The sequence below is a fragment of the Microbispora sp. NPDC004025 genome (genome assembly GCF_053604425.1).
Map to the genome: position 1 here is coordinate 92,906 of NZ_JBSGHN010000010.1, position 23,769 is coordinate 116,674.

21 protein-coding genes are annotated in these 23,769 nt (G+C 72.6%); 15 read left to right on the forward strand and 6 right to left on the reverse strand.

Annotated elements, in window-relative coordinates:
* Positions 1-54: 54 nt before the first annotated feature.
* Positions 55-1,128, reverse strand: a complete 1,074-nt coding sequence (locus tag ACWEQG_RS24035) for a PP2C family protein-serine/threonine phosphatase (protein WP_452287893.1) — start codon at positions 1,126-1,128, stop codon at positions 55-57.
* Positions 1,129-1,348: 220 nt separating this feature from the next.
* Here ACWEQG_RS24035 and ACWEQG_RS24040 point away from each other — a divergent pair, with 220 nt between their 5' ends.
* The 4 genes from ACWEQG_RS24040 to ACWEQG_RS24055 all read left to right on the forward strand — a co-directional run bounded on the left by ACWEQG_RS24040 (position 1,349) and on the right by ACWEQG_RS24055 (position 4,831).
* Positions 1,349-2,233 (forward strand): ABC transporter ATP-binding protein, encoded by an 885-nt coding sequence (locus tag ACWEQG_RS24040; RefSeq protein ID WP_452287895.1) that lies wholly within the window; start codon positions 1,349-1,351, stop codon positions 2,231-2,233.
* Positions 2,234-2,235: 2 nt separating this feature from the next.
* Positions 2,236-2,973, forward strand: coding sequence for an ABC transporter permease (locus ACWEQG_RS24045; RefSeq protein ID WP_452287897.1), 738 nt, complete (start codon positions 2,236-2,238; stop codon positions 2,971-2,973).
* Positions 2,974-3,059: 86 nt separating this feature from the next.
* Positions 3,060-4,229 carry a sensor histidine kinase gene (locus ACWEQG_RS24050; protein ID WP_452287899.1) on the forward strand — a complete coding sequence of 390 codons (1,170 nt, stop codon included), beginning with the start codon at positions 3,060-3,062 and terminating at the stop codon, positions 4,227-4,229.
* Positions 4,226-4,831, forward strand: a complete 606-nt coding sequence (locus ACWEQG_RS24055; protein WP_452287901.1) for a response regulator — start codon at positions 4,226-4,228, stop codon at positions 4,829-4,831. The genes ACWEQG_RS24050 and ACWEQG_RS24055 overlap by 4 nt, the downstream gene beginning before the upstream one ends.
* A gap of 21 nt (positions 4,832-4,852) precedes the next feature.
* Here the strand turns inward: ACWEQG_RS24055 and ACWEQG_RS24060 are convergent, their stop codons facing one another.
* Entirely contained in the window at positions 4,853-6,154 is a 1,302-nt protein-coding gene (locus ACWEQG_RS24060) for an EAL domain-containing protein (RefSeq protein ID WP_452287902.1), read from the reverse strand.
* A 118-nt stretch (positions 6,155-6,272) separates the two neighbouring features.
* On the opposite strand from ACWEQG_RS24060, the gene ACWEQG_RS24065 reads away from it, so the two are divergent.
* From ACWEQG_RS24065 to ACWEQG_RS24085, 5 genes are all read left to right on the forward strand, one after another.
* On the forward strand, positions 6,273-6,968 hold the full coding sequence (locus ACWEQG_RS24065; protein WP_452287904.1) for an acVLRF1 family peptidyl-tRNA hydrolase: 696 nt from the start codon (positions 6,273-6,275) through the stop codon (positions 6,966-6,968).
* Positions 6,969-7,166: 198 nt separating this feature from the next.
* A complete protein-coding gene (locus tag ACWEQG_RS24070; RefSeq protein ID WP_363469428.1) occupies positions 7,167-8,765 on the forward strand; it encodes an ABC-F family ATP-binding cassette domain-containing protein in 1,599 nt (532 codons plus the stop codon).
* A gap of 115 nt (positions 8,766-8,880) precedes the next feature.
* Positions 8,881-9,096: a helix-turn-helix domain-containing protein gene (locus ACWEQG_RS24075; RefSeq protein ID WP_030507271.1), complete on the forward strand. Its 216-nt coding sequence runs from the start codon at positions 8,881-8,883 to the stop codon at positions 9,094-9,096.
* Positions 9,097-9,295: 199 nt separating this feature from the next.
* Positions 9,296-10,162, forward strand: coding sequence for an enoyl-CoA hydratase/isomerase family protein (locus ACWEQG_RS24080; protein ID WP_452287906.1), 867 nt, complete (start codon positions 9,296-9,298; stop codon positions 10,160-10,162).
* Between the two features lie 197 nt (positions 10,163-10,359).
* A complete protein-coding gene (locus ACWEQG_RS24085) occupies positions 10,360-12,246 on the forward strand; it encodes an ABC transporter ATP-binding protein (RefSeq protein WP_452287908.1) in 1,887 nt (628 codons plus the stop codon).
* 8 nt (positions 12,247-12,254) lie between these two features.
* Here the strand turns inward: ACWEQG_RS24085 and ACWEQG_RS24090 are convergent, their stop codons facing one another.
* The gene (locus ACWEQG_RS24090) at positions 12,255-13,133 is read right to left on the reverse strand and encodes a sulfotransferase family protein (RefSeq protein WP_452287910.1); all 879 of its coding nucleotides are present in this window, start codon (positions 13,131-13,133) and stop codon (positions 12,255-12,257) included.
* A 31-nt stretch (positions 13,134-13,164) separates the two neighbouring features.
* Here ACWEQG_RS24090 and ACWEQG_RS24095 point away from each other — a divergent pair, with 31 nt between their 5' ends.
* Both ACWEQG_RS24095 and ACWEQG_RS24100 read left to right on the forward strand, forming a co-directional pair.
* Entirely contained in the window at positions 13,165-14,127 is a 963-nt protein-coding gene (locus tag ACWEQG_RS24095) for a S66 peptidase family protein (protein WP_452287912.1), read from the forward strand.
* 44 nt (positions 14,128-14,171) lie between these two features.
* Entirely contained in the window at positions 14,172-15,077 is a 906-nt protein-coding gene (locus ACWEQG_RS24100; protein WP_452287914.1) for a hypothetical protein, read from the forward strand.
* A 19-nt stretch (positions 15,078-15,096) separates the two neighbouring features.
* Here ACWEQG_RS24100 and add read toward each other — a convergent pair whose 3' ends face one another.
* Both add and ACWEQG_RS24110 read right to left on the reverse strand, forming a co-directional pair.
* Positions 15,097-16,098, reverse strand: a complete 1,002-nt coding sequence (add, locus tag ACWEQG_RS24105) for an adenosine deaminase (RefSeq protein WP_452287916.1) — start codon at positions 16,096-16,098, stop codon at positions 15,097-15,099.
* Positions 16,095-17,048 carry a nucleoside hydrolase gene (locus ACWEQG_RS24110; RefSeq protein WP_452287918.1) on the reverse strand — a complete coding sequence of 318 codons (954 nt, stop codon included), beginning with the start codon at positions 17,046-17,048 and terminating at the stop codon, positions 16,095-16,097. The genes add and ACWEQG_RS24110 overlap by 4 nt, the downstream gene beginning before the upstream one ends.
* A 141-nt stretch (positions 17,049-17,189) precedes the next feature.
* Here ACWEQG_RS24110 and ACWEQG_RS24115 point away from each other — a divergent pair, with 141 nt between their 5' ends.
* The 3 genes from ACWEQG_RS24115 to ACWEQG_RS24125 all read left to right on the forward strand — a co-directional run bounded on the left by ACWEQG_RS24115 (position 17,190) and on the right by ACWEQG_RS24125 (position 19,602).
* Positions 17,190-18,170 carry a LacI family DNA-binding transcriptional regulator gene (locus ACWEQG_RS24115; RefSeq protein ID WP_452287920.1) on the forward strand — a complete coding sequence of 327 codons (981 nt, stop codon included), beginning with the start codon at positions 17,190-17,192 and terminating at the stop codon, positions 18,168-18,170.
* 55 nt (positions 18,171-18,225) lie between these two features.
* A complete protein-coding gene (locus ACWEQG_RS24120) occupies positions 18,226-19,104 on the forward strand; it encodes a GNAT family N-acetyltransferase (protein ID WP_452287922.1) in 879 nt (292 codons plus the stop codon).
* Between the two features lie 126 nt (positions 19,105-19,230).
* Complete coding sequence (locus ACWEQG_RS24125; RefSeq protein ID WP_452287924.1) at positions 19,231-19,602, forward strand: hypothetical protein; 372 nt, start codon at positions 19,231-19,233, stop codon at positions 19,600-19,602.
* Between the two features lie 156 nt (positions 19,603-19,758).
* Here ACWEQG_RS24125 and ACWEQG_RS24130 read toward each other — a convergent pair whose 3' ends face one another.
* Positions 19,759-21,519 carry a glycoside hydrolase family 15 protein gene (locus ACWEQG_RS24130; protein WP_452287926.1) on the reverse strand — a complete coding sequence of 587 codons (1,761 nt, stop codon included), beginning with the start codon at positions 21,517-21,519 and terminating at the stop codon, positions 19,759-19,761.
* A 61-nt stretch (positions 21,520-21,580) separates the two neighbouring features.
* Between ACWEQG_RS24130 and ACWEQG_RS24135 the strand changes: the two genes are divergently transcribed.
* Positions 21,581-23,716, forward strand: a complete 2,136-nt coding sequence (locus ACWEQG_RS24135; RefSeq protein WP_452287928.1) for a hypothetical protein — start codon at positions 21,581-21,583, stop codon at positions 23,714-23,716.
* Positions 23,717-23,769: the final 53 nt, after the last annotated feature.

Below are 23,769 nucleotides of genomic sequence, written 5' to 3' on the forward strand. Positions count from 1 at the left end.
CGACTGCGCGCCCTCCTTTCTCCCGGCGGGGAGGAGGGAGGGCGCTGACGAACGTCAGGGTGCCCGCGTCGGCAGGCGTTCGATCGCGATCATGGCGGTGTCGTCGTCCAGCCGGCCGTCCACGTGCTGGAACAGGCGCGCGCAGAGCCGTTCGACGAGGGTGCCGACGTCCTCGCCGGCCCGTTCGCCCAGGCGCGCGGGGAGGTCGAAGAACGTGCCGGTACGGTCGCGGGCCTCGATGACGCCGTCGGTGTAGAGCAGGAGGATGTCGCCGGGCTCGAAGGGGAACGTCGCCGGCCGGGGTTCGGACGCCGTCAGCAGTTCGAGTCCCAACGGGGGGGCGACCTGGTCCGGTTCCAGCGTCAGCACCCGGTTCCCGTGGAGGAGGAGCGGCGGCGGGTGACCACAGGCGATCACGCGTACCGTCGGTTCGGCGTCGGGGATCTCGGCGACGGCCGCGGTGACGAAGCATTCCTGGGCGTCGATGTCGGATGCGGCGTGCTCGATGAGGTTCTGCCGGATGCTGTTCTCCATGCGCGTCATCAGCTCGGACAGGGACGTGGGCCCGTGTGACGCCTCGCGGAAGGCGCAGAGCGACGCCGCGGCGTCACTGATCGCGGACAACCCCTTTCCGCGTACGTCTCCGATCAGCAGACGGGTGACGTCGTCGCTCCGGGCGGCCGCGTACAGATCGCCGCCGATCCTCGCCTCCGCGGCCGCGGGCAGATAGATCGATGCGATGCGCAACGGGCCGACCGTCCGGGGCAGTGGCCGCAGCAGGACGCGTTGGGCGACCTCGGAGACCGACCGGACCTGATGGAGCACGGCCCGGTGCCGCTCGTACCCGACGCGGAAGACGACCACGACGGCCGACACGGCGAACAGGGCGAGCATCTCGACGTGGTGCTCGGCGCTTCCGAGGACGCCCTGTCCCAGACCGCTCACCACGTCGGCCGCCAGCGCCAGCGCTCCGATCACCGCCGTGCACCTCGGACCGGCGAACGACGCGGTGAGCGCGGGCGCGACGACGAGCAGCGGCCCCAGGTGCACGCTCCGCGGCAGCGCGAGGTCGAGAGCCGCGATGACCACGATGAGCCCGAGCGGGATCACCACCAGGATGTGATTCACCTGGAGATCCCGGCGGTAATCCCGGATCGCCGCCATGAGGCGCATCTTTCCTGGTTATCACGCTGTGGACATCGCCCGGCGGCCAGGGGCGGGGCGGAGAGGGGAAGCCGGTCGCGCCGGCGGCAGAGGAACCGGCGGCCCGCCGGATGACAAAAGTCATCGCGAAGGCCGGAGGCAGGGCACTGACGGCAGACGGGCCCCGATTCCTACCGTGAAGCCCATGAACGCCATCGCCTTCACCGAGGTCACCAGGAGATACGGTGACGTGGTCGCGGTCGACGGAATCGACCTGGAGGTCCCGGCCGGCGCCACGGTGGCGCTGCTGGGGCCCAACGGGGCCGGCAAGTCCACCTCGATCACCATGCTGCTCGGCCTGCTGCGGCCCACGTCCGGCGAGATCCGGGTCTTCGGCGAACCGCCGCGGACCGCCGTCGCCAACGGGGAGATCGGCGCGATGCTCCAGGAGGGCGCGTTGATCCCCGAGCTGAGCGTCGCCGAGACCGTGGACTTCGTCCGGCGGCTCTACCCCCGTCCGCTGCCGCTGGAGGAGATCCTCCGGCTCGCCGACCTGACCGAGATCGCCCGGCGGCGGGCCGACCGGCTGTCCGGCGGGCAGACCCAGCGGGTCCGGTTCGCGCTGGCCATCGCGGGCGGGCCGAAGCTCCTGCTGCTCGACGAGCCCACCGCGGCCATGGACGTCGAGTCCCGCCGCAGGTTCTGGGACAACATGCGGGCGTACGCCGCGAAGGGACGGACGATCCTGTTCGCCACCCACTATCTGGAGGAGGCCGACGAGAACGCCGACCGGGTCGTCGTCATCGCCCGCGGCCGGATCGTGGCCGACGGCAGCGCCGCCGGGATCAAGGCCGGCGTCGCCGGGCAGGCGGTGAGCTTCCTGCTGGGCGAGCAGCCGGTTACCGGGCTCGACGCCCTCCCCGGGGCGACCGGCGTGGAGCTGCAGGGCGCCCGGGTCACGCTGCGCACGACCGACCTCGACGCCACCGTCGCCGCGCTGTACCGCACGACCACCCTCGACATCCGCGATCTCCAGCTCCACGAAGCCGACCTGGAGGACGCCTTCCTCGCCCTGACCAAGGAGGCCTGACGATGCGGCACTACATCAAGGTCGAACTGCTGCGGATGCTGCGCAACAAGCGCTACGTCGTCTTCGTGGTCGCCTTCCCCGTCGGGTTCTACCTCCTCTACGCCAACCTCTGGGGGGCGGAGTCCGACCAGGCGACCGGGCTGCGGGGCAGCGTCATGCTGATGGTCTCGATGGGGGCGTACGGCGCGCTGGCCGCCGCCATGATGTCGACGGCCGTGCCCTGGTCGCAGGAGCGGCACAGCGGCTGGCTGCGGCAGCTCCAGATCACCCCGCTGCCCGGCCGGGCGATCATCCTGACGAAGCTGGTCTCCTCGCTGCTGCTGGTCCTGCCGTCGCTGGTGCTGGTCGGCCTGGCCGCGGTGCTGACCCAGCACGTGTCGCTGCCGCCGGCGCGGTGGGCGGCGCTGATCCTGGCGATGTGGGCCGGCACGATCCCCTTCGCGGCGCTCGGCCTGATGATCGGATCCCTGCTGCCGCCCGACACCGCGCAGCCCGTCGCGATGGTCGGCATGTTCGGGCTGGCCATGCTGGGCGGGCTCTGGTTTCCCGAGAGCATCATGCCCGCGGCCATGAAGAGCGTCGCCCACGTGACTCCGGCGTACGACTACGCGAGCATCGGGTGGCGGATCGCGGGGGGAGACGCCCCGCACCCGGCCCACGCGGCCGGCATCCTCGCCTGGGGGGTGGCGCTGGTGGCGCTGGCTCTCGTCGCCTACCGGCGCGCGACGACGCGTGCGTGACCGGACAGAGCGCGACGACACGTGCATGATCGGACAGGGCGCAGCGACGCGCGCCTGATCCGTCACCTGCGGGGAGGGACAGCGGGATGAGCCGGCTGGCCAAAGTGTTCACCTTCGGCGGCCCGGACGGGGGCGCCCCCCGGCTGAGGCGCCTGCTGGGCATGTCGCTCGGCCTGATCTACCTCTTCTACCCGGTGTCCGAGGTGGTCGACGGGACGGTGAGCGGCGCGCAGGCGGTCTGGCGGATGGTGGCGCTCGCGGCCTTCCTGGCCGTCTACCTGGGAGTCGTGCTGGGGCCGCGCGACCACGACGACCATCCCCGGTGGATGTTCCCCCTGCTCGGCGTCGCCACGGCGATGGGGGTGGTCTTCCCGCTGCTCTTCCGCAGTGGAGGCTGGCTGACCCTGCCGGTCTTCCTGGTGATCGTCTACGCGATGGGCCTGCCGCCCCGCCGCGCCCTGATCGGAATCGCGGCCATGGCCGTGCTGGTCGTCGTCCAGGGCGAGATCATCGGCGCGGACGACGGCGCGCCGTGGGTGCTCGTGCTGCAGGTCGTCACGCTCGGCGTGCTGTTCATGAGCGTCCGCAACACCCGCGTTCTCATCGTCCAGCTGCGCCAGGCGCAGGGCGAGGCGGCCCGCCTGGCCGCCACGGAGGAGCGGCTGCGGATCGCCCGCGACCTGCACGACCTGCTGGGGCACAGCCTCTCGCTCATCGTGCTCAAGAGCGAACTGGCCCGCCGCCTGGGCGAGCAGGGCTCGCCGAGGGCGGCCGCCGAGGTGGCCGACATCGAGTCGGTCGCGCGGCAGGCGCTGGCCCAGGTACGGGAGGCGGTCAGCGGATACCGCCGGCGCCGCCTGTCGGAGGAGATCGACGGCGCCAGGTCCGCGCTGGCCGCCGCCGGCGTCGCCCTCACCGTGCGCACCCGCGGCACCCCGCTGCCCGAGGACCTCGACGGCCTGTTCGCCTGGGCCGTACGCGAGGCGACCACCAACGTCGTGCGCCACTCCGGGGCCACCCGTTGTGAGATCGACCTGTCGTACGGCGAGGGGGGCGCGGTGCTGGAGATCACCGACAACGGCGGCGGCGGGCCGTACGAGCCGGGCAACGGCCTGACCGGGCTCGGCGAACGGGTGCGCGCGGCGGGCGGCGAGCTGGAAGCCGAGGCCGGGAGGCGGGGGTTCCGGGTGCGGGCCGAGGTTCCGCCGCCCCCGGGCCGTACGGCGGAGATGATCGCGGATAGGTTGGCCGAGTGATCAGGGTCGTGCTGGCGGAGGACCAGAGCATGGTGCGGGGAGCGCTCGCCTCCCTGCTCGGCCTGGAGCCCGACATCGAGGTGGTCGGAGAGGCGGCGAACGGGGACGAGGTGATCACCGTCGCCGAGGCGACCCGGCCGGACATCGCGCTGCTCGACATCGAGATGCCCGTCAGGGACGGGATCGCCGCCGCCGAGGAGCTGCGCCGCAGGGTCCCCGGGTGCCGGGTGGTGATCCTCACGACCTTCGGCAGGCCCGGCTATCTGCGCCGCGCGATGGAGGCGGGGGCGGTGGCCTTCCTGGTGAAGGACAGCCCCGCGAGCGAACTGGCCGCGGCGATCAGGCGGGTGCTGCGGGGCGAGCGCGTGATCGACCCCGGGCTGGCCGCCGCCGCGCTCAGCGCGGGGCCGAACCCGCTGTCGCCGCGTGAGCGCGACGTGCTGTCCGCCGCGGCGGACGGCTCGACGATCGGCGACGTCGCCGCACGGCTGCACCTGTCGGAGGGCACGGTGCGCAACTACCTGTCCGCGGCGATCCACAAGACCGGGGCGCGCAACCGCATCGAGGCCGTCCGCAAGGCCCAGGCCCAGGGCTGGCTCTGACCCGTCCCCCGGATCGGCGCGTCAGCGGGCGGGCCGCAGGTCGGCGGCGTGCCGCAGCAGGTCGCCGACCCGGACCACGCCCATGCACCTGCCGACCTCGTCGACCACCACGAGGTCGTCGTACACGCGGGCGTTGTCCCGCCCCGCCACCTGCATGGCCGCGATCACCGGAGTCGTCTTCGCCACGATCTTCGCGGTGTCCGCCAGGCGGCCGGCCGGCTTCCTCGCGTGCAGCGCGTGACCGTAGGCCCCGGCCATGAACAGCAGGAACCGGCTGCGGTCGATGCTGCCCTGGGGCCGCTGGTACTCGTCCACCAGGATCACGCTCGTGATCGAGGGCTCGGCGCTCAGCACGGCGACCACCTCCTCGGCGGTCGACTCGGCCGGCAGCGTCACCGCGGGAAGCAGGAGCTCCTGCACCCGGGGACCCAGTGCGGCCGTGGGGGCGGCGGCCTCCGGCACCGGCAGTGGGACGTGGACGCGGTTGTAGCCGTGGGAGGGCCGCCAGTCGGACGGCGCGAGCAGAGGGCCCTGGGCGAGCCTGATGCCCCAGCCGCGTACCGCCGCGAGCTGCGCCTCGTCCCGCACGCCCGGGGCGAGCACGTGCGCGCCGACGCCGCGCGCCAGGTGGACCAGCGACTCCGCGAGCGCCCCGCGCCGGGGATCCCGAGGCCCCCGCGCGACCAGGTCGGCGGACAGCGCGACCACGTACGGCGAGGCGTCGGCGAGCAGGTCGAGCGGCAGCGCGGCGGTGCCGAGCCCGGCGAACGCGATGAGGTAGCCCACCGCGCGCAGACCGTCGATCCCGGACAGCAGGGCCGTGCGCTCCGCGGGCACCGGATCGCCCTCGATGGCGAGGATGACCTCGCGCGGGCGCCGGCCGCACATCCGCATCGCCTCGTGCAGCGGCGCGAGGCCCGCCGACCCCCCGGCCACGGCGGCGGCGTGGATCGGCAGGACCAGCGGCAGCAGGGCCTCCTCCCGGGCGGCGGCCAGCACACCGTTCACCGTGGCCGCCACACCCGGGGCCGCGGGGGAGGCGCCCTCGGCGATCACCTCGACGGCCACCGCGCCGCCGGTGTCGAGGTCGACCACCGGAAGGAAGAGCGGGCCCGCCGGACGCCCGGCGGGAAAGCCGGGCGCGTACGCGCGCCGGTCGTACGGCTGGGGGGAGGCCGCGGGGGTGTACCTCCGCACGATGTTCGCCGGGTCGTGTTCCAGGGCGGTGTCCGCGGGCAACGGGGTCGCCGGGGCCGGGCCGGGCGCCGGGACGTGCTGCGGGGTCGCGGCGGACGGCGCCGCCGATGGTGAGGGGAGCGACACGATTGAATTGTGGGACGCCGTGCCCCGGACGTTGACGTTCGCAGGGGGAAATTCACCTATATTTCCCCGTTAGTTGGAGGGGATCCGGCAGACAACCGCATGGGTAGGCTGATCGGCCATGACGGCACGGCCCGCCGCCGGCGGCGGCAGGTGGATCCCGGTCGCCCCCGAGCGGCTCGCGGGGTGGATCGGGCGCTTCGCCGAGCGGCACGGCGCGGTCGAGGCCGTGGTGCTGCCGGACGTGGTCCGTCTCGACGCCGCGGACGGCGCGGTCGCGGAGTGCCACGTGCCGTTCCCGCCGCTGCGGCCCTCCCCCGACGGCCCGGCCGGCGACGGACACGAGGACGGGTTCCGCCTTCCCCCGCCCGCGGCGGCGCTGGTGGCCCACGCGTGCCGTGAGCGGACCGTCGGCGTGCTGCTGGCCCGGCTCGGCGGGTACGCCGCCGGTGTCTTCACCGGAGCCCGCCTCGTCGCCGGCAAGGCCGGCTCCCGCCAGGTCCACGGGCGCAGCGCGGCGGGCGGGTGGTCGCAGCAGCGCTTCGCCCGGCGCAGGGACAAGCAGTCGGCGGAGGCGCTGCGGGCCGCCGCCGACGTGGCCGTCCGGGTGCTCGTGCCGAGGCTCGGGGAGTTGGAGGCCGTCGTGCTCGGCGGGGACCGGCGCTCGATCGACGAGATCGGGCGGGACCGGCGCCTCGCGCCGCTGTTCGCCCTGGAGACCGGGCCCTTCCTCACCGTTCCCGATCCCCGGCCGGCGGTCCTGGAGGCCACGCCGGAGCAGTTCCGCGCCGTACGGATCCGCCTGGTCGACCCCTGACCGGCGGCACGACGGGGCGGCCGGCGGAGCCCCGGGGAGTCGCAGGTGGGCGTGGGCGTTCCGCGCCGCCGGGAGGCGGGTTTCGCCGCAGGCGGCCGTGGGGACGGCGGCATTACACTTGAGCCCATGCGCACTCCCGATTGATCGCTCCCGGTCGCCGATCCTGACCTCATCACCTACGGGAGTGTCCCCTTCATCATGATCATCGCTGCAGACATCGAACTTCGCGCGGGCTCGCGCCTGCTCATCGAGGGCGCCTCGTTCCGGGTGAACCCGGGCGACAAGATCGGTCTCGTGGGCCGCAACGGCGCCGGCAAGACCACCCTCACCAAGGTCCTGGCCGGAGAAGGGCTGCCCGCCGCGGGCACGGTCACGATCTCCGGCAGCGTCGGCTACCTGCCGCAGGACCCCCGCACCGGCGACCTGAGCGTGCTGGCGCGTGACCGCATCCTGTCGGCCCGCGGCCTCGACGAGGTGCTCCGCGAACTGCGCGAGGCCGAGGCCGGCATGGCCGCCGACGACCCGCGCGCACGCGACCGGGCGGTGCGCGCGTACGGCCGCCTGGAGGACCGCCTGCACGTCCTCGGCGGCTACGCGGCGGAATCGGAGGCGGCCTCGATCGCCTCCAGCCTCGGGCTGCCCGACCGCGTCCTCGGCCAGCCGTTGCAGACCCTGTCCGGCGGTCAGCGACGGCGGGTGGAACTGGCCCGCATTCTTTTCTCCGGAGCGGAGACTCTCCTGCTCGACGAGCCCACAAACCACCTCGATGCGGACTCGATCGGCTGGCTTCGTGATTTTTTGCGCTCGCACCAGGGCGGCTTGGTGATCATCAGCCACGACGTAAACCTTCTTGAGGCGACGGTAAACCGGGTGCTCCACCTCGACGCCAACCGCTGCGTGATCGACACCTACAACGTCGGCTGGAAGGCCTATCTCGCCCAGCGGGAGACCGACGAGAAGCGGCGAAAGCGCGAGCGGGCCAACGCCGAGCGGCAGGCGTCCGCCCTGCTGTCCCAGGCCGACCGCATGCGGGCGAAGGCCACCAAGGCCAAGGCGGCCCAGGATATGGAGCGGCGCGCCCGGCGGCTGCTCTCGGGCGTCGAGGGGGAGCGCCGTTCCGACCGCGTCGCCAAGCTCCGCTTCCCCGACCCGGCGCCCTGCGGGAAGACCCCGCTGACGGCCCGCGGCCTGTCCAAGTCGTACGGCTCGCTGGAGGTGTTCACCGACGTCGACGCGGCGGTCGACCGGGGCTCGCGGATCGTCATCCTCGGCCTGAACGGCGCGGGCAAGACCACCCTGCTCCGCCTGCTCGGCGGCATCGAGAAGCCCGACACCGGCGAGGTCATGCCCGGCCACGGGCTCAAGATCGGCTACTACGCGCAGGAGCACGAGACGCTCGATCCCGGGCGCACGGTCCTGGAGAACATGCGGTCGGCCGGACCCGACCTGGCCGACGTCGACCTGCGCAAGGTGCTGGGGTCGTTCCTGTTCACCGGCGACGACGTGGACAAGCCCGCGGGGGTCCTGTCCGGCGGCGAGAAGACCCGTCTCGCCCTCGCGACGCTGGTGCTGTCGAGCGCCAACGTGCTGCTGCTCGACGAGCCCACCAACAACCTCGATCCGGCCTCCCGTGATCAGGTGCTGGCCGCCCTCGGCTCCTACACGGGCGCGATTGTGCTGGTCACACACGACGAGGGCGCCGTCGAGGCGCTGAAGCCGGATAGGGTGATTCTGTTGCCAGACGGAGTCGAGGACGCATGGAGCGACGAATTTTCCGATCTTGTGGCGCTTGCCTGATCTTAATTTGAGCGGGTAGGGATCTTTTCCCGCGGAGTAGGTAGCCGATCCCGTCGAAATGACTGATCATGGGCTGAAGTAACGCTGCGGAAGTCTGGCACTACAGGAGGTACTCGTGGCCGAGACTCTGAAGAAGGGCACCCGGGTGACCGGGGCCGACCGGGAAAAGCTGGCCGCCGATCTCAAGAAGCGCTATTCCGCGGGTGAGAGCATCCGCGCTCTGGCTGCTTCCACCGGCCGGTCGTACGGGTTCATCCACCGCATCCTGAGCGAGTCCGGGGTGACTCTGCGCGGGCGCGGCGGCGCGACCCGGGGCAAGTCCAAGCGCTAAAGATCCACCTCAAGACGCGCGACCGCAGCCGCTCGTTCCTGCAGGAGGAGCGGTCGCGTCCAACTCGCCAGAACGATGTTCGGTAAGCTCGGGCGCGACCGCGAGATGAACAGGAGGGCGGACGCCGGCACGGACGGTGCGCCGCACCGGACCGGCCGTGCGAGGCGACGTCACTCCGCACAGGACGCAGGAGCATGGCATGGCGGAAGCGGCAATGGGGGGGAATCCGGAGCACGTCCCCGCGACGGGCGGCGGCTCCGATGTGTCGACGATCTCGGCGGCCGCGCCGGCCGAGGTCGGAGTGCGCTTCGAGGTGGACGGCGAGATCGCGACCGTCACTTTGGACCGGCCGGACAAGCGCAACGCGCAGACGTTCGCCACCTGGTCGGCCCTGGCCCGGATCGGGGAGACCCTTCCGGAGCAGGTGAGAGTGGTCGTGGTCAGAGGCGAGGGGCCGTCCTTCTCAGCCGGGATCGACCTGCGCATGTTCACGCCGGAGGGAGTGCCCGGACAGGGGTCGTTCGCGAGCGCCGCCGCGCTCGGCGACACCGAGTTCGAGCAGCGGATCGCGGAGGCCCAGAAGGGCTTCCTGTGGCTGCGCAGGCCGGAGATCGTGTCGATCGCGGCCGTACAGGGCCACGCGATCGGGGCGGGCTTCCAGCTCGCGCTCGCGTGTGACCTGCGAGTCGTCGCGGACGACGTGAAGTTCTGCATGAAAGAGCCCGCGCTGGGGCTGGTTCCCGACCTGACCGGGACCAAGCCCCTGACCGACATCGTGGGCGTTCCCCGGGCCGTCGAGATGTGCCTGACCGCGCGTACCGTGGGGGCCGCCGAGGCCGTACGGCTCGGCCTGGCCGAGATCGCGGTGCCCGTGTCCGAGCTGGCCCAGGCCGTGGACGACCTGGCCGCCGCGCTGCTGTCCACCGACCGCGCCGCCGCGGCCGCCACCAAGAGGCTGCTGCAGGCCGCGCCGGGACGCACGCTGGAGGAGCAGGCCGCCGCCGAGCGGGCCGAGCAGGTCGCGCGCATCCGGGCGCTCGTCGGGGGCGCGTCCGCCCCGGACTGAGGGCGGCGTCCGTTCCGGGCTGACGGGCGAGGTCCGCTCCGGGCCGACGCGCGGTGTTCGCCTCGCGTCCGTGGGCAGTGGTCGCGTGAACGGACGGGCGGCGGTCGGGTGGAATCCACGGGCGCTGTTCGCTTCGAGCTGACGGGGGAATCGGGGGAGTCCTCCCACCGCTGCACGGCTGGGAGGATGTACGGCATATGTCGATGATGAACGGGGGCTACGGTCTCCAGGTGATGCGGTCCTTACGGCGTGACAGCTCCGTGACGAAGGAGCGGATCGCGCCGGGGACCGTCCGGCGCATCGCCGGTTACGCCCGGCCGTTCCGCAGGCAGATCGCCGGTTTCCTCGCGCTGGTCGTGGTCGACGCGGTCATCGTGGTCGCCAACCCGCTGCTGATGAAGGCGATCATCGACTACGGGATCACCCCCAAGCGGGTCGACGTGGTCGTGTGGCTCGCGGTGGCGATCGGGGCGCTCGCGGTGCTGGACGCCGGGCTCGGCCTGCTGCAGCGCTGGTATTCCGCCCGCATCGGCGAGGGCCTGATCTACAACCTGCGCACCGAGGTCTTCGACCATGTGCAGCGGATGCCGGTCGCGTTCTTCATGCGCGCCCAGACCGGCGCGCTGGTCTCCCGGCTGAACACCGACGTCATCGGGGCGCAGCGGGCCCTCACCAGCACCCTGTCGTCGGTGGTGTCCAACGTCATCAGCCTGGTCATGGTGCTCGGCACCATGCTCGTGCTGTCGTGGCAGGTCACGTTGGTCGCGCTGGTCCTGCTGCCGATCTTCGTCTTCCCGGCCAAGTGGGTCGGCCGCCGGATGTCCGCGCTGACCCGCGAGCAGATGCAGCTAGACGCCGAGATGAGCTCGGTGATGACCGAGCGGTTCAACGTGGCCGGGGCCATGGTCGCCAAGCTGTACGGCAGGCCGGACGACGAGGCGGCCCACTTCGCGGAGCGCGCGGGCCGGGTCCGCGACGTCGGCGTGATCGTCGCCATGTACGGCGCGGTGTTCCGCATCGCGCTCGGCCTGGTCGCCGCGCTGGCGACCGCGCTGGTCTACGGCCTCGGCGGCGTGCTCGCGATCTCCGGGGCCTTCGCGCTCGGCACGTTGGTCGCCCAGTCGTCCCTCCTCATGCGCCTGTACGGCCCGCTGACCAGCCTGTCGAACGTCCACGTGGACGTGATGACCGCGCTGGTGAGCTTCGACCGGGTCTTCGAGGTGCTCGACCTCAAGCCGATGGTGGCGGAGAAACCGGACGCCCGGCCGATCCCCGAGGGACCGGTCACGATCGAGTTCGACGACGTCCGCTTCCGATACCCGGCCGCCTCCGACGTGTCGCTGGCGTCGCTGGAGTCGGTGGCCCGCCCGGACACCGGGCCCTCGCAGGAGGTGCTCAAGGGCGTGTCCTTCACCGCCCACCCGGGCGAGCTGGTGGCGCTCGTCGGCCACTCGGGCGCGGGCAAGACGACCATCACCCAGCTGGTGTCCCGGCTGTACGACGTGGACGAGGGGACCGTCCGGATCAACGGCATGGACGTCCGCGACGCCACCCTCGACGGCATCAGGGACACGGTCGGCGTCGTCATGCAGGACGCCCACCTGTTCCACGACACGATCGGCAACAACCTCCGCTACGCCCGTCCGGAGGCGACCGACGAGGAGGTCTGGGAGGCGCTGCGCGCGGCCCAGATCGCCGACCTGGTGAAGAACCTGCCCGAGGAGCTGGAGACGGTCGTCGGCGACCGCGGCTACCGGCTGTCGGGAGGGGAGAAGCAGCGCATCGCCCTGGCCCGGCTCCTGCTCAAGGCGCCGCGCGTGGTGGTGCTCGACGAGGCCACCGCCCACCTGGACTCCGAGTCCGAGGCCGCCGTGCAGCAGGCGCTGAAGACCGCCCTGCGGGGAAGGACGTCGCTGGTGATCGCCCACCGGCTGTCGACCATCCGTGAGGCCGACACGATCCTGGTGGTCGAGGACGGCCGGGTCGCCGAGCGCGGGCGGCACGAGGAGCTGCTGGAGCGGGGCGGCGCCTACGCCGAGCTGTACCGCACCCAGTTCACCGGTTCGGACCCCGGCGGGTCCTGAGACGGCCCTCAGCGGTAGCCGAGGCGGGTGAGCTCCTCCCTGGCCACCTTCTCCACCAGCTCGGCGTCCTCGGCCGACAGGCGGCGGCGCCAGCCGCCCGGCCTGGGGATGCTCGTGCCGTACAGCGCGATCGTGGAGACCTTGGCCTCGAGGAAGGACGACACCGCGTCGATGGCCTCTCCCGGCGAGGCCACCACGTCCTCGTACCGCAGGGTGAGCAGGTGCTCGGCGGGCAGTTCGCGGCGCAGGGCCGCGCTGAGCCGTACGGCGCCGCGCCAGCGCAGGGCGCACTTGCCCGCGGGCGGCATCCCGGCCCAGCGCTCGCGGTGCTCGGCCGAGCGCACGCCGAGGAACGGGTTGGGAAACTCGGCGTCCTCGCTGAGCATGTGGGGCTTGACCCAGGTCATGCAGGCGGGGTCGGCCAGCATGTCGGCGACCACGTCACGGCCGTCGCGGATGATCTGGATGAGCCGGGCGTCGGGGAACGCCCGCAGCAGCACCGGCGCGCTGTAGAGCAGGTCGGGACTGGCGTCGCCGAACCGGGTCAGCGTGCCCGGCCCCACGCACGGCCCCGCGCCGACGATGCCGCCCGCCTCCCGGCAGGCGGACGTGCACTCCGCGCAGGCCGCCGGGACCACCTGCCAGGCCTCCGCCAGCACGTCGCGCAGCACCTGCGGCGCGCCGCCGCTGCGGGCGATCGACGGTCTCCTGGCGAAGGCGTAGACGACCCGGGCCACCGGGCCCCTGCCCATCGTCACGTGGAAGCCGGGCGAGCGCTTGAGTGCACGGCCCAGCAGGTCCGCGCCGGAGTGCGGCGCCGCGACGACGAACACCGGACGGCGGACCTTGACACCGTTGACCACGAGGATGTGCGTCGGAGGTCGCATAGATACCGCTAAGTCTGACACCCTTTGAAGGGTGAGCGAGCGCTTCCCGGGCAGGGCGGGCGGTGACGCCTCGGTAACGGTCCCGGGCCTGCCCCGGCGGCTGCGGCCCGGTGACACGGTCGCGCTGGTCGCGCCGGCCGGCCCGGTCGATCCCGTACGGCTGGAGCGCGGCACCGAGGTCCTGACCGGGCTCGGGCTGCGGGTCGTGCACGGGGCGTCGGTCCTCGCGCGGGAGGGCTACCTCGCAGGCTCCGACGCCGCGCGGGCGGCCGACCTGCGGGACGCCTGGTGCGATCCAGGGGTGGCGGCGGTCGTCTGCGCACGAGGCGGCTACGGCACCACCCGGCTGCTCGGGCTGCTCGACTGGGACGCGATGGCGGCGGCCGGGCCGAAGATCCTGCTCGGGTCGAGCGACGTCACCGCACTGCACCGGGCCTTCGCCGACCGGCTCGGGCTGGCGACGCTGTTCGGGCCGATGCCCGCGACGGCGGCGATCGGCGGCGCGGAGGGGCCCGAGCCGGTCACCTTCGCCCACCTGCGGGAGGCCCTGTTCGAGGGCGGCACGCCGGCGCCGATCAAGGGTGACCGGGTGATCGTGCCCGGCCGGGCCGAGGGCCGGCTCACCGGCGGCAACCTCGCCCTGCTCGCCGCCCTGTGCGGCACGCCGTACGCGCTGCGCGCGCGGGGCCGTGTCGTGCTGCTGGAGGACGTGACCGAGGAGCCGTACCGGATCGACCGCATGGTGACGCAGCTGCTGCAGGCGGGCTGTCTCGACGGCGCGGCGGGCATCGTGCTGGGATCGTGGGTGGACTGCGGCGACCCGCTGCCCATGCTGGCGGAACGCCTGGCCCCGCTGGGTGTGCCGGTGCTGGCGGGGCTGCCTGTGGGCCATGGCACACCACAGTTGAGTGTGTGGTTGGAGACGAATGTGGCTATTGTTGCCGAATCGTGTTCTCTCCTGGGCATGTTCCGCGACTCGGACGCGGCAACCTGAGACCCGCCCCGGAGGCATCCGGGCGGCGGCGAAGGGATGGTGCGTTGGGACTCTTGCGGCGACTGCTCAGCCGGACGCGGCCGGACCATCCCGCCCCGAGAGCCGTCGAGGACGTCGATCTCGACTCGCTGCTGGCCCTGGTCGCCGAGACCATGGGCTACACCTGCGTGTTCGCGGCCGACGGCACGTCGCTGACGCTGACCTCGGCCGAGCGTGAGCGATCGGTGAACCTCGTCGGCCTGCGCCGGGAGGCCGGTCGGCGTGCCCGCGAGGACTGGCCGATGCTGGTCTCCGAGCACCTGGCCCACGCGGTGTCCGGCGAGCCGTTCGACGCCTGCAACCTCGCGCCGATCAAGCCGCTGCTGCGCACCCGGGTCCACGCCGCCGACGACCCCGCCTTCCCCGACCCCTCCCGGATCATCGGCCGTCACCTCAGCGCCGACCTCATCGAGGTGCTGACCATCGGCGCCCGGCCCGTACGCCCGGAGGAGGCCTTCTGCTGGCCGATCCCGCCGGCCGAGGCGCTCGACGTGGCCGTCGGCAACGCCCTGACCGACGAGCGGCCCACCGTGTCGCGGCTCGACCTCGCCGGGACCGAGGTGTCGCTGCTGACCGCGCCCAGCGCGGCGGCCCACCTGCGCCGCCTGACGGCGTACATGGAGGTGCCCGAGGACGGCATGCTCGCCGTGCTGCCGCACCGGGGCATGGTCGCGGTGCACCCGGTGGCCGGCATCGGCGTGGTCCGCGCGATCGAGCGCCTGCGCATCTTCGCGCACCGTGAGCACGCCGGCCGGGCCGACGGGCTCAGCCCGCACGTGTACTGGTGGCGCCGGGGCAAGCTGACGCGCATCCAGGCCGACCTCATCAGCCACGACGGGCAGACCCGGCTGGTCGTCGCCCCGCCGCCCGAGTTCGCCCGGCTGCTCGCCCGCATCGCCGGCCAGGGGTAGCCCGTACCCGGGGCCGTGATCAGCCCCTTCCCGTGCCCTGCCGGGTGTCCGGCGGGGCCGCGGGCCACGCGAAGGCGGCGGCCGCCGCGTGCGCCTGACAGGCCGCCTCCTCGCCGGCCGTCCATCCGAACGTCTCCCGCAGCCCTTCGAACTCCCGGCGGAGCGTCGTCGCCGAGGTGGTGCGCGTGTCGGTGCTGATGGTGACGCTCAGGCCCGCCGTCAGGAGTGCGTGGGCCGGGTGGTCGGCCGGCCGGGGAACCGCGGCGGTCTGGACGTTGCTGGTGGGGCACATCTCCAGCGCGATCCGCTCGCGTCCGAGCCGGTCGAGCAGGGCGCGGTCGGCGGCGGACCGCACGCCGTGTCCGATGCGCCGCGCGCCCAGGACGTCGATCGCCTCCCAGACGCTCTCCGGTCCCGCCGCCTCGCCCGCGTGGACGGTGCAGGGCAGTCCCGCCGCGTGCGCGACGGCGAAGGCGGGCAGGTGCGGCGCGCCCGGATGCAGGCGTTCGTCGCCCGCCAGGTCGAGCCCGGCCACCTTGTCGCGCTGGCGCACCGCGGTCTCCGCGACGGCGAGGCTCTCGTCCGGGGTCTGGTGCCGCAGGCAGCACAGCACCAGCCCGGTGCGCACGCCCGTGGCCGCGGCGCCGGAGGCCAGCCCGGCGGCGACGGCGTCCACCGCCTCGTCCAGGGTCAGGCCCTGACGGCCGTGCAGTTGCGGGGCGAAACGCGCCTCCCCGTACAACACGCCGTCCGCGTGCCAGTCCTCGACGAGCTCGTGCGCCGCGCGTCGCAGGGCGTCCGGCGTCTGGAGGACGCGCAGGGGAAGGTCGAGGAAGGTGAGGAACCGGGCCAGGCTGCCGCACCGGGCGGGCGCGGTCACGAGGGTGTGCGCGGGCCGTGTCAGCGTGATCCCCTGCGCTCTCGCGAGCTCCGCGACCGTCTCGGGGCGAACCGATCCGTCGAGATGGCAGTGCAGCTCGAAGCGCCCCGCCGGCCGCGGGGCGGACGATGTGATCGTCATGCGGCCCGGCCCGTTCCGGCGCACGTGGCGAAGAGCAGGTCCTTGAAACCGGCCTCGTCGACGTGGCGCACCATGGTCAGATTTGGCTCGGGGGCCGTACGGCGGCGATCGACGATCGTCTGACCCCGCGCCTCGTCGCCGAGGGCGACCGTCACGTGCGCCCGCTCCTGTCCGACGATCAGGTCGGGCCGCAGCGCCACGGCCATCGCGACCGGGTCGGGCAGGTCGTACCCGGCCAGGCCGGTGACCTCGCTCGCCCATTCGGCGACCGTCCGGTTGATCCGATGGGCGAAGGCGGCGAGGGGAGTGCCGAGCCCTTCGAGACGCCGCTGATCCTCCGGCGTCATGACGGCGTACGTGCGGGAGACGTCCCAGCCGATCCAGGTGACCGTGTCCGGGCGCGCCGCCCGCAGCACCACGCCGGCCGCCTCGGGATCCGCCCACACGTTGAACTCCGCGGTGGCGGTGACGTTGCCGTGGGCGTCCGCCGCGCCCGCCATGCAGTACACGTGCCGGAATCGGCCGAGCAGGCCGGGCTCCCGCAGGAGGGCGGCGGCGAGGTTGGTCAGCGGGCCCAGGGTGACCAGGGTCAGCTCGCCGGGGAAGCGGCGGGCGTAGGACGTCAGGACGTCGGCCGCGTGCCCCGGTTCGGGACCGCGCCGCGGGCCGGGCAGGCCGATGTCGCCCATGCCGTCCTGCCCGTGCACGTGCTGCGCCGTGGACAGGGGTCGCAGCAACGGGCGGTCGCACCCTTCGTATACGGGGACGCCGGCCGCTCCCGCTATCTCCAGGGAGATCAGCGCGTTGCGGGTGGCCGTCGGCAGCGGGACGTTGCCGGCCACGGTGGTGACGGCCCGCACGTCGCCCAGGCCGCTGGCGGCCGCCAGCAGCAGGGCCACGGCGTCGTCGGACCCGGTGTCGGTGTCGATCAGGAGAGGTGTCGGAGGCATGCGAGGACCTTCTTCGCTGGGGGGTGACAGGGACGGGCACGGGGACGAGGCGGGGAAGCCGACAGGATCGGAACGGGCTCGCGTGGCAGTTCTAATCGTTTAGATGAGAAGATGCAAGCCGCACGGAGGAAAGGAGCCCCCATGGCCGTCACGCTCGCGGACGTGGCCCGCCGGTCCGGCACGTCCACGGCGGTGGTCAGCTACGTGATGAACAACGGCCCGCGGCCGGTGGCCCCGGCCACCAGGGAGCGGGTTCTCGCCGCGGCCGCCGAGCTGGGCTACCGCCCCAACCGCATCGCCCGGGCGCTGCGGGCCGGCACCACCGGGGTCGTCGGCCTCGTCCTGGCCGACGCGTCCAACCCCTACTTCGCCGCCCTCGCGCGCAGCGTCGAGCGTGCGCTGGAGCGGCGGGACACGCTGATGATGACGGGCAACGCGGGCTACCTCCCCGACAGGCAGCGGCTTTTGGCCGAGCGGTTCCTCGCGGCGCAGGTCGACGGTCTGGTCGTGGTCTCCGCCGACGGCGGCGCCGACGTCGCGGCCCTGGCGGCGACGGCGGGCGTGCCGTCCGTCTACGTCCATCACCGGCCGGGGCCGGGCCGCGCGCCGCTGGTGTCCGCCGACAACGACGCCGCGGTCCGCGCGGCCGTCGAGCACCTGCGGGGCCACGGGCACCGGCGCGTCGCCTTCCTGGCCGGGCCGCACGACGCCGGGCCGGTCGCCGAGCGCCGGGACGCCTGGCACCGCGCGGTCTCCGCCGACGATCTCGAACCCCTGCTGCTGCGCTGCGAGTATTCACGCGAGGCGGCGGCGCGGCTGACCGCGAGACTGATCGCCGAGGGCGCGATGCCGCACGCCCTGGTCGCGGCGACCGACGAGCAGGCCATGGGCGTCCTCGCGGGCGCGTCGGCCGCCGGGCTGCCCGTTCCCGGCCGGCTCGCCCTGATGAGCTGCGACGGGACTCCCGACAGCGCCTACACCGCCCCCGCGCTCAGCGTCACCGAGCAACCGCTGGACGCCATGGCCGAGCGGGCGGTCGCGCTGCTCCTCGACGGCGCGCCCGAGTCCGCCGCCCCCGCCGCGCGTCTGGTGCCGCGCCGCAGCTGCGGCTGCGAGGTGTGACTTCGCGCGGAAAACCGGGTGCGGGGGGACGCCCCGCCGGATGAGACTGACCGGCATGACGCCCGTGCCCTTCTCCCGCAGACCGTACGCCGGAGTGAAGGACCTGAGGGCAATGCAGGATCTCGCCGGCCGGTTGTGGTCGCCGGGGGCCACCTGGCACGTGGGCGACCTGGCGTGGGAACGCTTCCAGCACACGGGTGGGGAGCACGAGTGGCCGGCCATGCTCTGGGCCGCCGGCGGCGCGACCGCGGCCTGGGGGTGGGCCGATGCCGGGCGGCTGACCCTGCTGGCCGATCCCGCGCACGCCCTCCTGGCCGACGAGGTCCTGGACTGGTTCGCCGCGCGTGTGCCGGACCCGGCCCGTACGGTCGCGCTCTCCAGCGCGGAGACGCACCTGTTCCCCGCGCTCGACCGGCACGGCTATCGGCGTACGGACGAGGGTCCCTTCTTCCTGCACATGGTCATGGATCTGGACCACGGCCTGCCCGAGCCGATCCCGCCCGCCGGATACCGCCTGCGCGCGGTGGGGGATGGTGACGTCGCCATGCGTGTCGCGGCGCACCGCGCGGCCTTCCACCCGTCGCGGGTGACCGTGGAGAGCTACCAGGCGGTGCGTCGCGCCTGGCCGTACCGGCCGGACCTGGACTGGGTCGCCGAGGCGCCGGACGGAAGCGCCGCGGCGTTCTGCCTGGTCTGGCTGGACGAGGCCAACCGGGCCGCCCGGATCGAACCGGCGGGCACCGTGCCGGATCACCGCCGGCGCGGCCTCGCGCGGGCCGTCTGCCTGGCCGCGCTGCACGCGGCACGGCGGGCGGGGGCGCGGCAGGCGGTGGTGAGCCCACGCGGAGACGACGCCTACCCGGTGCCCGCCCGGCTGTACCGGTCGCTCGGATTCCGCGCGCACGCCAGGAGCCTGGCTTATCGCCGCACGTGACGGCCGCGATCCACAGGTCGAGCATCAGCGCAGGTCACAGAGACGAACAGGGAGCCTATACCAGGCCTATACCGCTCCGGGCTTGGCTCGTCGGCATCCGTTCCGCACGAGCCAAGGAAGAGAAGTATGGGTATTCGCAAGGGAATGGCGGCGGCCGCTCTGGCCTTCGGAGTCGGCGTGACCGTGCTGCCGGCGGCGCCGGCCTGGGCGGCGAACTCGGAGTGCACCGTTCAGAACTTCACGACGACCTGCTCCACGGGGACCCTTCCGGTCCCCAACGGATGGATCGAGGTGACGACTTTCGAGTCGTGGCTCGGCAACCCGCTGTGCGACGCGAGCGAGATCCGCTGGAAGGTCGTGGACGCCACCAACGGCCATGTCGTCGGCCGCGGCACGGGCGCCACCAACCGCTGGCGGATCCCCGGTCTGACGAACAGCTACTACGGCCGCTTGGACAACTGTCCCCGGATGACGATCCGCATCCACAACGCCTCGTAGCCGGCCACGGGCGGGCTGAGCGGCCGGTCCGCCAGTGGCGCACCTCATGGGCGGCGAAGCCGGCGATGCCGGCTTCGCCGCCTGAACGGCCGCTCGCCGACGCCGGTGCCACAGGGGTGCACGGGCCTCGGCGGATGGGCCGTCACGGCGAGGCGATCACGTCCGGCCGAGGGCCAGAGCGGTGCGGATGAGGTGGATGTGGGTGAAGGCTTGGGGGAAGTTGCCGAGTTGGCGGCCTGTTTTGGGGTCGTATTCCTCGGCGAGGAGGCCGACGTCGTTGGTGAGGTCGATGAGGTGTTCGAAGAGGTGGACGGCGTCGTCGTGGCGGCCGGTGAGGGCGCGGGCTTCGGCGAGCCAGAAGCTGCAGGCGAGGAAGGCGCCTTCGCCGCCGGGTAGTCCGTCGACGGGGTTGTCTTGGGCTATGGGGTAGCGCAGGACGAAGCCGTCGGTCATGAGTTCGCGTTCGATGGCGGTGATGGTGCCGGTGACGCGGGGGTCGTCGGGGGGCAGGAAGCCGACGATGGGGATCTGCAGGAGGGCGGCGTCCAGTTCGCGTGAGCCGTAGGACTGGGTGAAGGTGTTGCGTTCGGGGTCGTAGCCCTTGTCGCAGACCTCGGCGTGGATCCGGTCGCGCAGCGCGCGCCAGCGCTCCACGTCGCCGCGCCGGCCCAGCTCCTCGATGACGCGGACCATGCGATCGGCCGCGACCCAGGCCATGACCTTCGAGTGGACGAAGTGGCGGCGGGGGCCGCGCACCTCCCACAGTCCCTCGTCGGGCTGGTCCCAGTTGTGCTCGAAGAACTCCATGATCTTCGTGACCAGGGCCCAGGCGTGGTCGTCGGGTCCCATGCCCTGCTTGCGCGCCTGGTAGAGGGCGTCGACGAACTCCCCGTAGATGTCGAGCTGCAGCTGGGTCGCCGCGCCGTTGCCGATCCGCACGGGCGCCGAGTTCTCGTAGCCGGGCAGCCAGTCGAGCGTCATCTCCGGCAGCCGGCGCTCGCCGGCCACGCCGTACAGGACCTGCACGTCCTCGGGGCGGCCCGCGATGGCCCGCAGCAGCCAGGAACGCCAGGCGTCCGCCTCCTCGACGTACCCGGAACTGGTCAGCGCGTCGAGGGTCATGGCCGCGTCGCGCAGCCAGCAGTAGCGGTAGTCCCAGTTGCGCACGCCGCCCAGGTGCTCGGGCAGTGACGTGGTCGGCGCCGCGACGATGCCGCCGGTCGGGCTGTAGGTGAGCGCCTTGAGCGTGATGAGCGAACGGATCACGGCGTCGCGCCAGGGACCCCGGTAGCCGCACCGGGAGACCCACTCCTCCCACAGGAGCCTGGTCTCGGTGAGCTGCTCCAGCGGGTCGATCCGCTCCGGCTCCGGCTGGTGGGAGGGGTGCCAGGTGAACACGAACGGCACCCGCTCCCCGGCGGCGACGGTGAACGTGGCCTCGTGCCGGTAGTCGCCGCCGCGCAGATGGACGGGGGAGTGGATCCAGACCGAGTCGGGGCCGCCGACGGCGTGCAGGTGCCCTCCCGTGCGCCGCACCCACGGCACGATGCGGCCGTAGTCGAAGCGGATGCGGATCTCCGTCGTCATCTCCACGGTCCCGGACAGGCCCTCCACGACGCGTACGAGGTCGGGGTTGGCGTGCCGGGGCGGCATGAAGTCGATCACCTTGACCGCGCCCGTGGGCGTCTCCCAGAAGGTCTCCAGGATGAGTGTGTCCTCGACGTACGCGCGGCGCGTGGCCTGCTCCTGTCCCACCGGGGCCAGGCGCCAGAAGCCGTTGGACTCGTCGCCGAGCAGGCGGGTGAAGCAGGAGGGGGAGTCGAACCGCGGCAGGCACAGCCAGTCGACCGAGCCGTTGCGGCCGATCAGGGCGGCCGACTGCATGTCGCCCACGAGGGCGTAGTCCTCGATCCGCATGCCGTCACGCTACCCGGCTCGCGCCGTCCCCCACATCCGCGCCTTGATCGCCTGCAATTGAATGGCTTTACTGCCGCGGGAAGGCGAACGTAATCTTTTCCTCTGCCGCTTTCCGCCGATCGTGCTGGAGTCCGCCGTTCTCATGACTCATCCGCCGTCGGTGCCGTCACCGGCTCCGCAGCCGTCGCCCGCGCCCGTGACCACGAGAGACGCGCCCGCGCCCCGGCCTTCGCCGACGCCTCAGCCGTCCCCGATCGCGGCAATTAGTGACGGCTATTCCGGGATAAATCCGGCCTCAATGGATGAATTCGAGAAAGGACTTGGGCGGGCCGAGGACGTGATGGGCCGCAACGAACAAGTCCTCGACCGGACCCTGCGACGCCTCGGCCTCGACGCCTCGGGCCTGGCGGCCGTACGCGAGATGCGCAACTGGATCGCCGCCGCCCGTCCCGACCTGCGCAGGCGCAGCGCGACGATTCGCGCGGAGCAGACGGAGTGGGCCGCCTCGGCCGCAGTCCCGGGCGGGCTGAGCGCCTTCGACGAGGCCCTGTACGGCAGAGCCGGCCGCGATCCGGACGTCTACGCCGCGGTGACGGCGCTGACGGGTGCCGCCGCAGGCGGACAGGTCGACGAGAGGACGCTGGCGGCGCTGGAGAAGCGGAAAGGGGACGCCGCGTTCACGACCGCGCTGATGACCACGCTGGGCGCGGCCGGGTTCCGCACGCTCATGGTCCAGACCGCCGAGCACGGCGGCGGGCGGAAGACGCAACGGCTGCAGGCCGCGCTCGGGTCGGCGCTCGGCACCGCGAGCCGGCGGCTCGGCGACGCCTGGCGCGACGAGCTGACCTCCGGCTTCCGCGTGGGCTGGCAGGACGGGCTCGCGGTCGCGCTCGCCCTCAAGCAGGGGGGATACGACACCCGGTTCCTGACGGCGGTGGCAGGGAAGCTCGACGCGTGGGACCGCGAGATGGCCAAGTTCCCGGTCGGCTCGGACCCGGGGGTGATGCGTACGGTCATGGAGGCGCTGAGCCGCGATCCCGCCGCCGCGCAGGACTTCTTCACAGGCGACCCGACCATGCTGAAGCGCTACCTGACCGAACGCGGGCTGGGGGACGGCGGCACGGCCCTGGGCAAGGCGCTCGAAGCGGCGACGCTGACGTTCCGCGACCACGAGGGCTCCCCCCAACACCCATCCCGCGGCTACCTGTCGGCCAAGCTCACCTCGGAGCTCGTCCACATCGAGGCCGGACGCATCGAAGCGGGCCGCCCTTCGTTCCTCAAACCCGTCACCACCGGCCGCATCCTCGCCGGCTACATCAGCGACATCGACCGCGTGGCGCAGAATCGGGAGAATCCGATGACCGTTGGCGTCTCCGGTGCGGACAATCCCGGAGTGCCGGGGAGGGAGCCGTGGGGAGCTCAGTTCGGCCGGCAGGAACTGCGCCGGGTGATGCGCGAGGCATTCGCGGATTCGGGGGCCTTCACTCCAGTCCTGGCCGCGCAGACGGCATTCACGAGCCTTCTTCTCGACCACGGGGCGGCCCGGATGCGGGAAGGGGATCGGGACACGCTGCTGACCAACGCCGAGCGGGCGGGAGCGGGATTCGGCATGATCACTGATGCTGCGGGGTTGGCGAAGATCGAGGCAGGCAAGGAGCTGGACGAGGCGCAGGAGCGCAACATGAAGATTTTCATGGCCGGAGTCAACACCGCTCTGGTCTTTCCCAAGAAGGGGGGTTGGCCGATCACCGCGGACCTGATCGGGGCCTGGACGGGCATCATCGAAGACAGTGCCAAGGGCGACGCGGAAAGCAAGGCTCGCAGCGAGGCGAACGCCGCCGTCGACCAGTCCAGGACTCTCCTGCATGATCTCACCGCCCAGGCCATGCTCAAGCACGGCGCCTTCGGCCCGGCCGAGCCGCCCGCCAAGACGCACCCCTGGGCCTCGCTCGAAGGTCTGGAAAATGGAGACGATCCTCGCGGCAATCCCAACAACTTCCTCAAAGACGACGGCCGGACATTGATGACCATGGACGAGATGACCGACAAGACGGCCACCAACAGCACGGACAAGTACCGCAGGATGGAGGCCTACGAGCGATGGCTGTACGACGGCCTGTCGGGGAAGCCTTGGAGGGACGTCGAAGATCGCCTTGATCAGGGCTTCTTCCATGCGTTTGCGCAGTATGCGGCATGAGGCGGAGGTGGTCACCCTTCCTGTTGGTCTTGCTGTGCGCACTGACCGGGCTG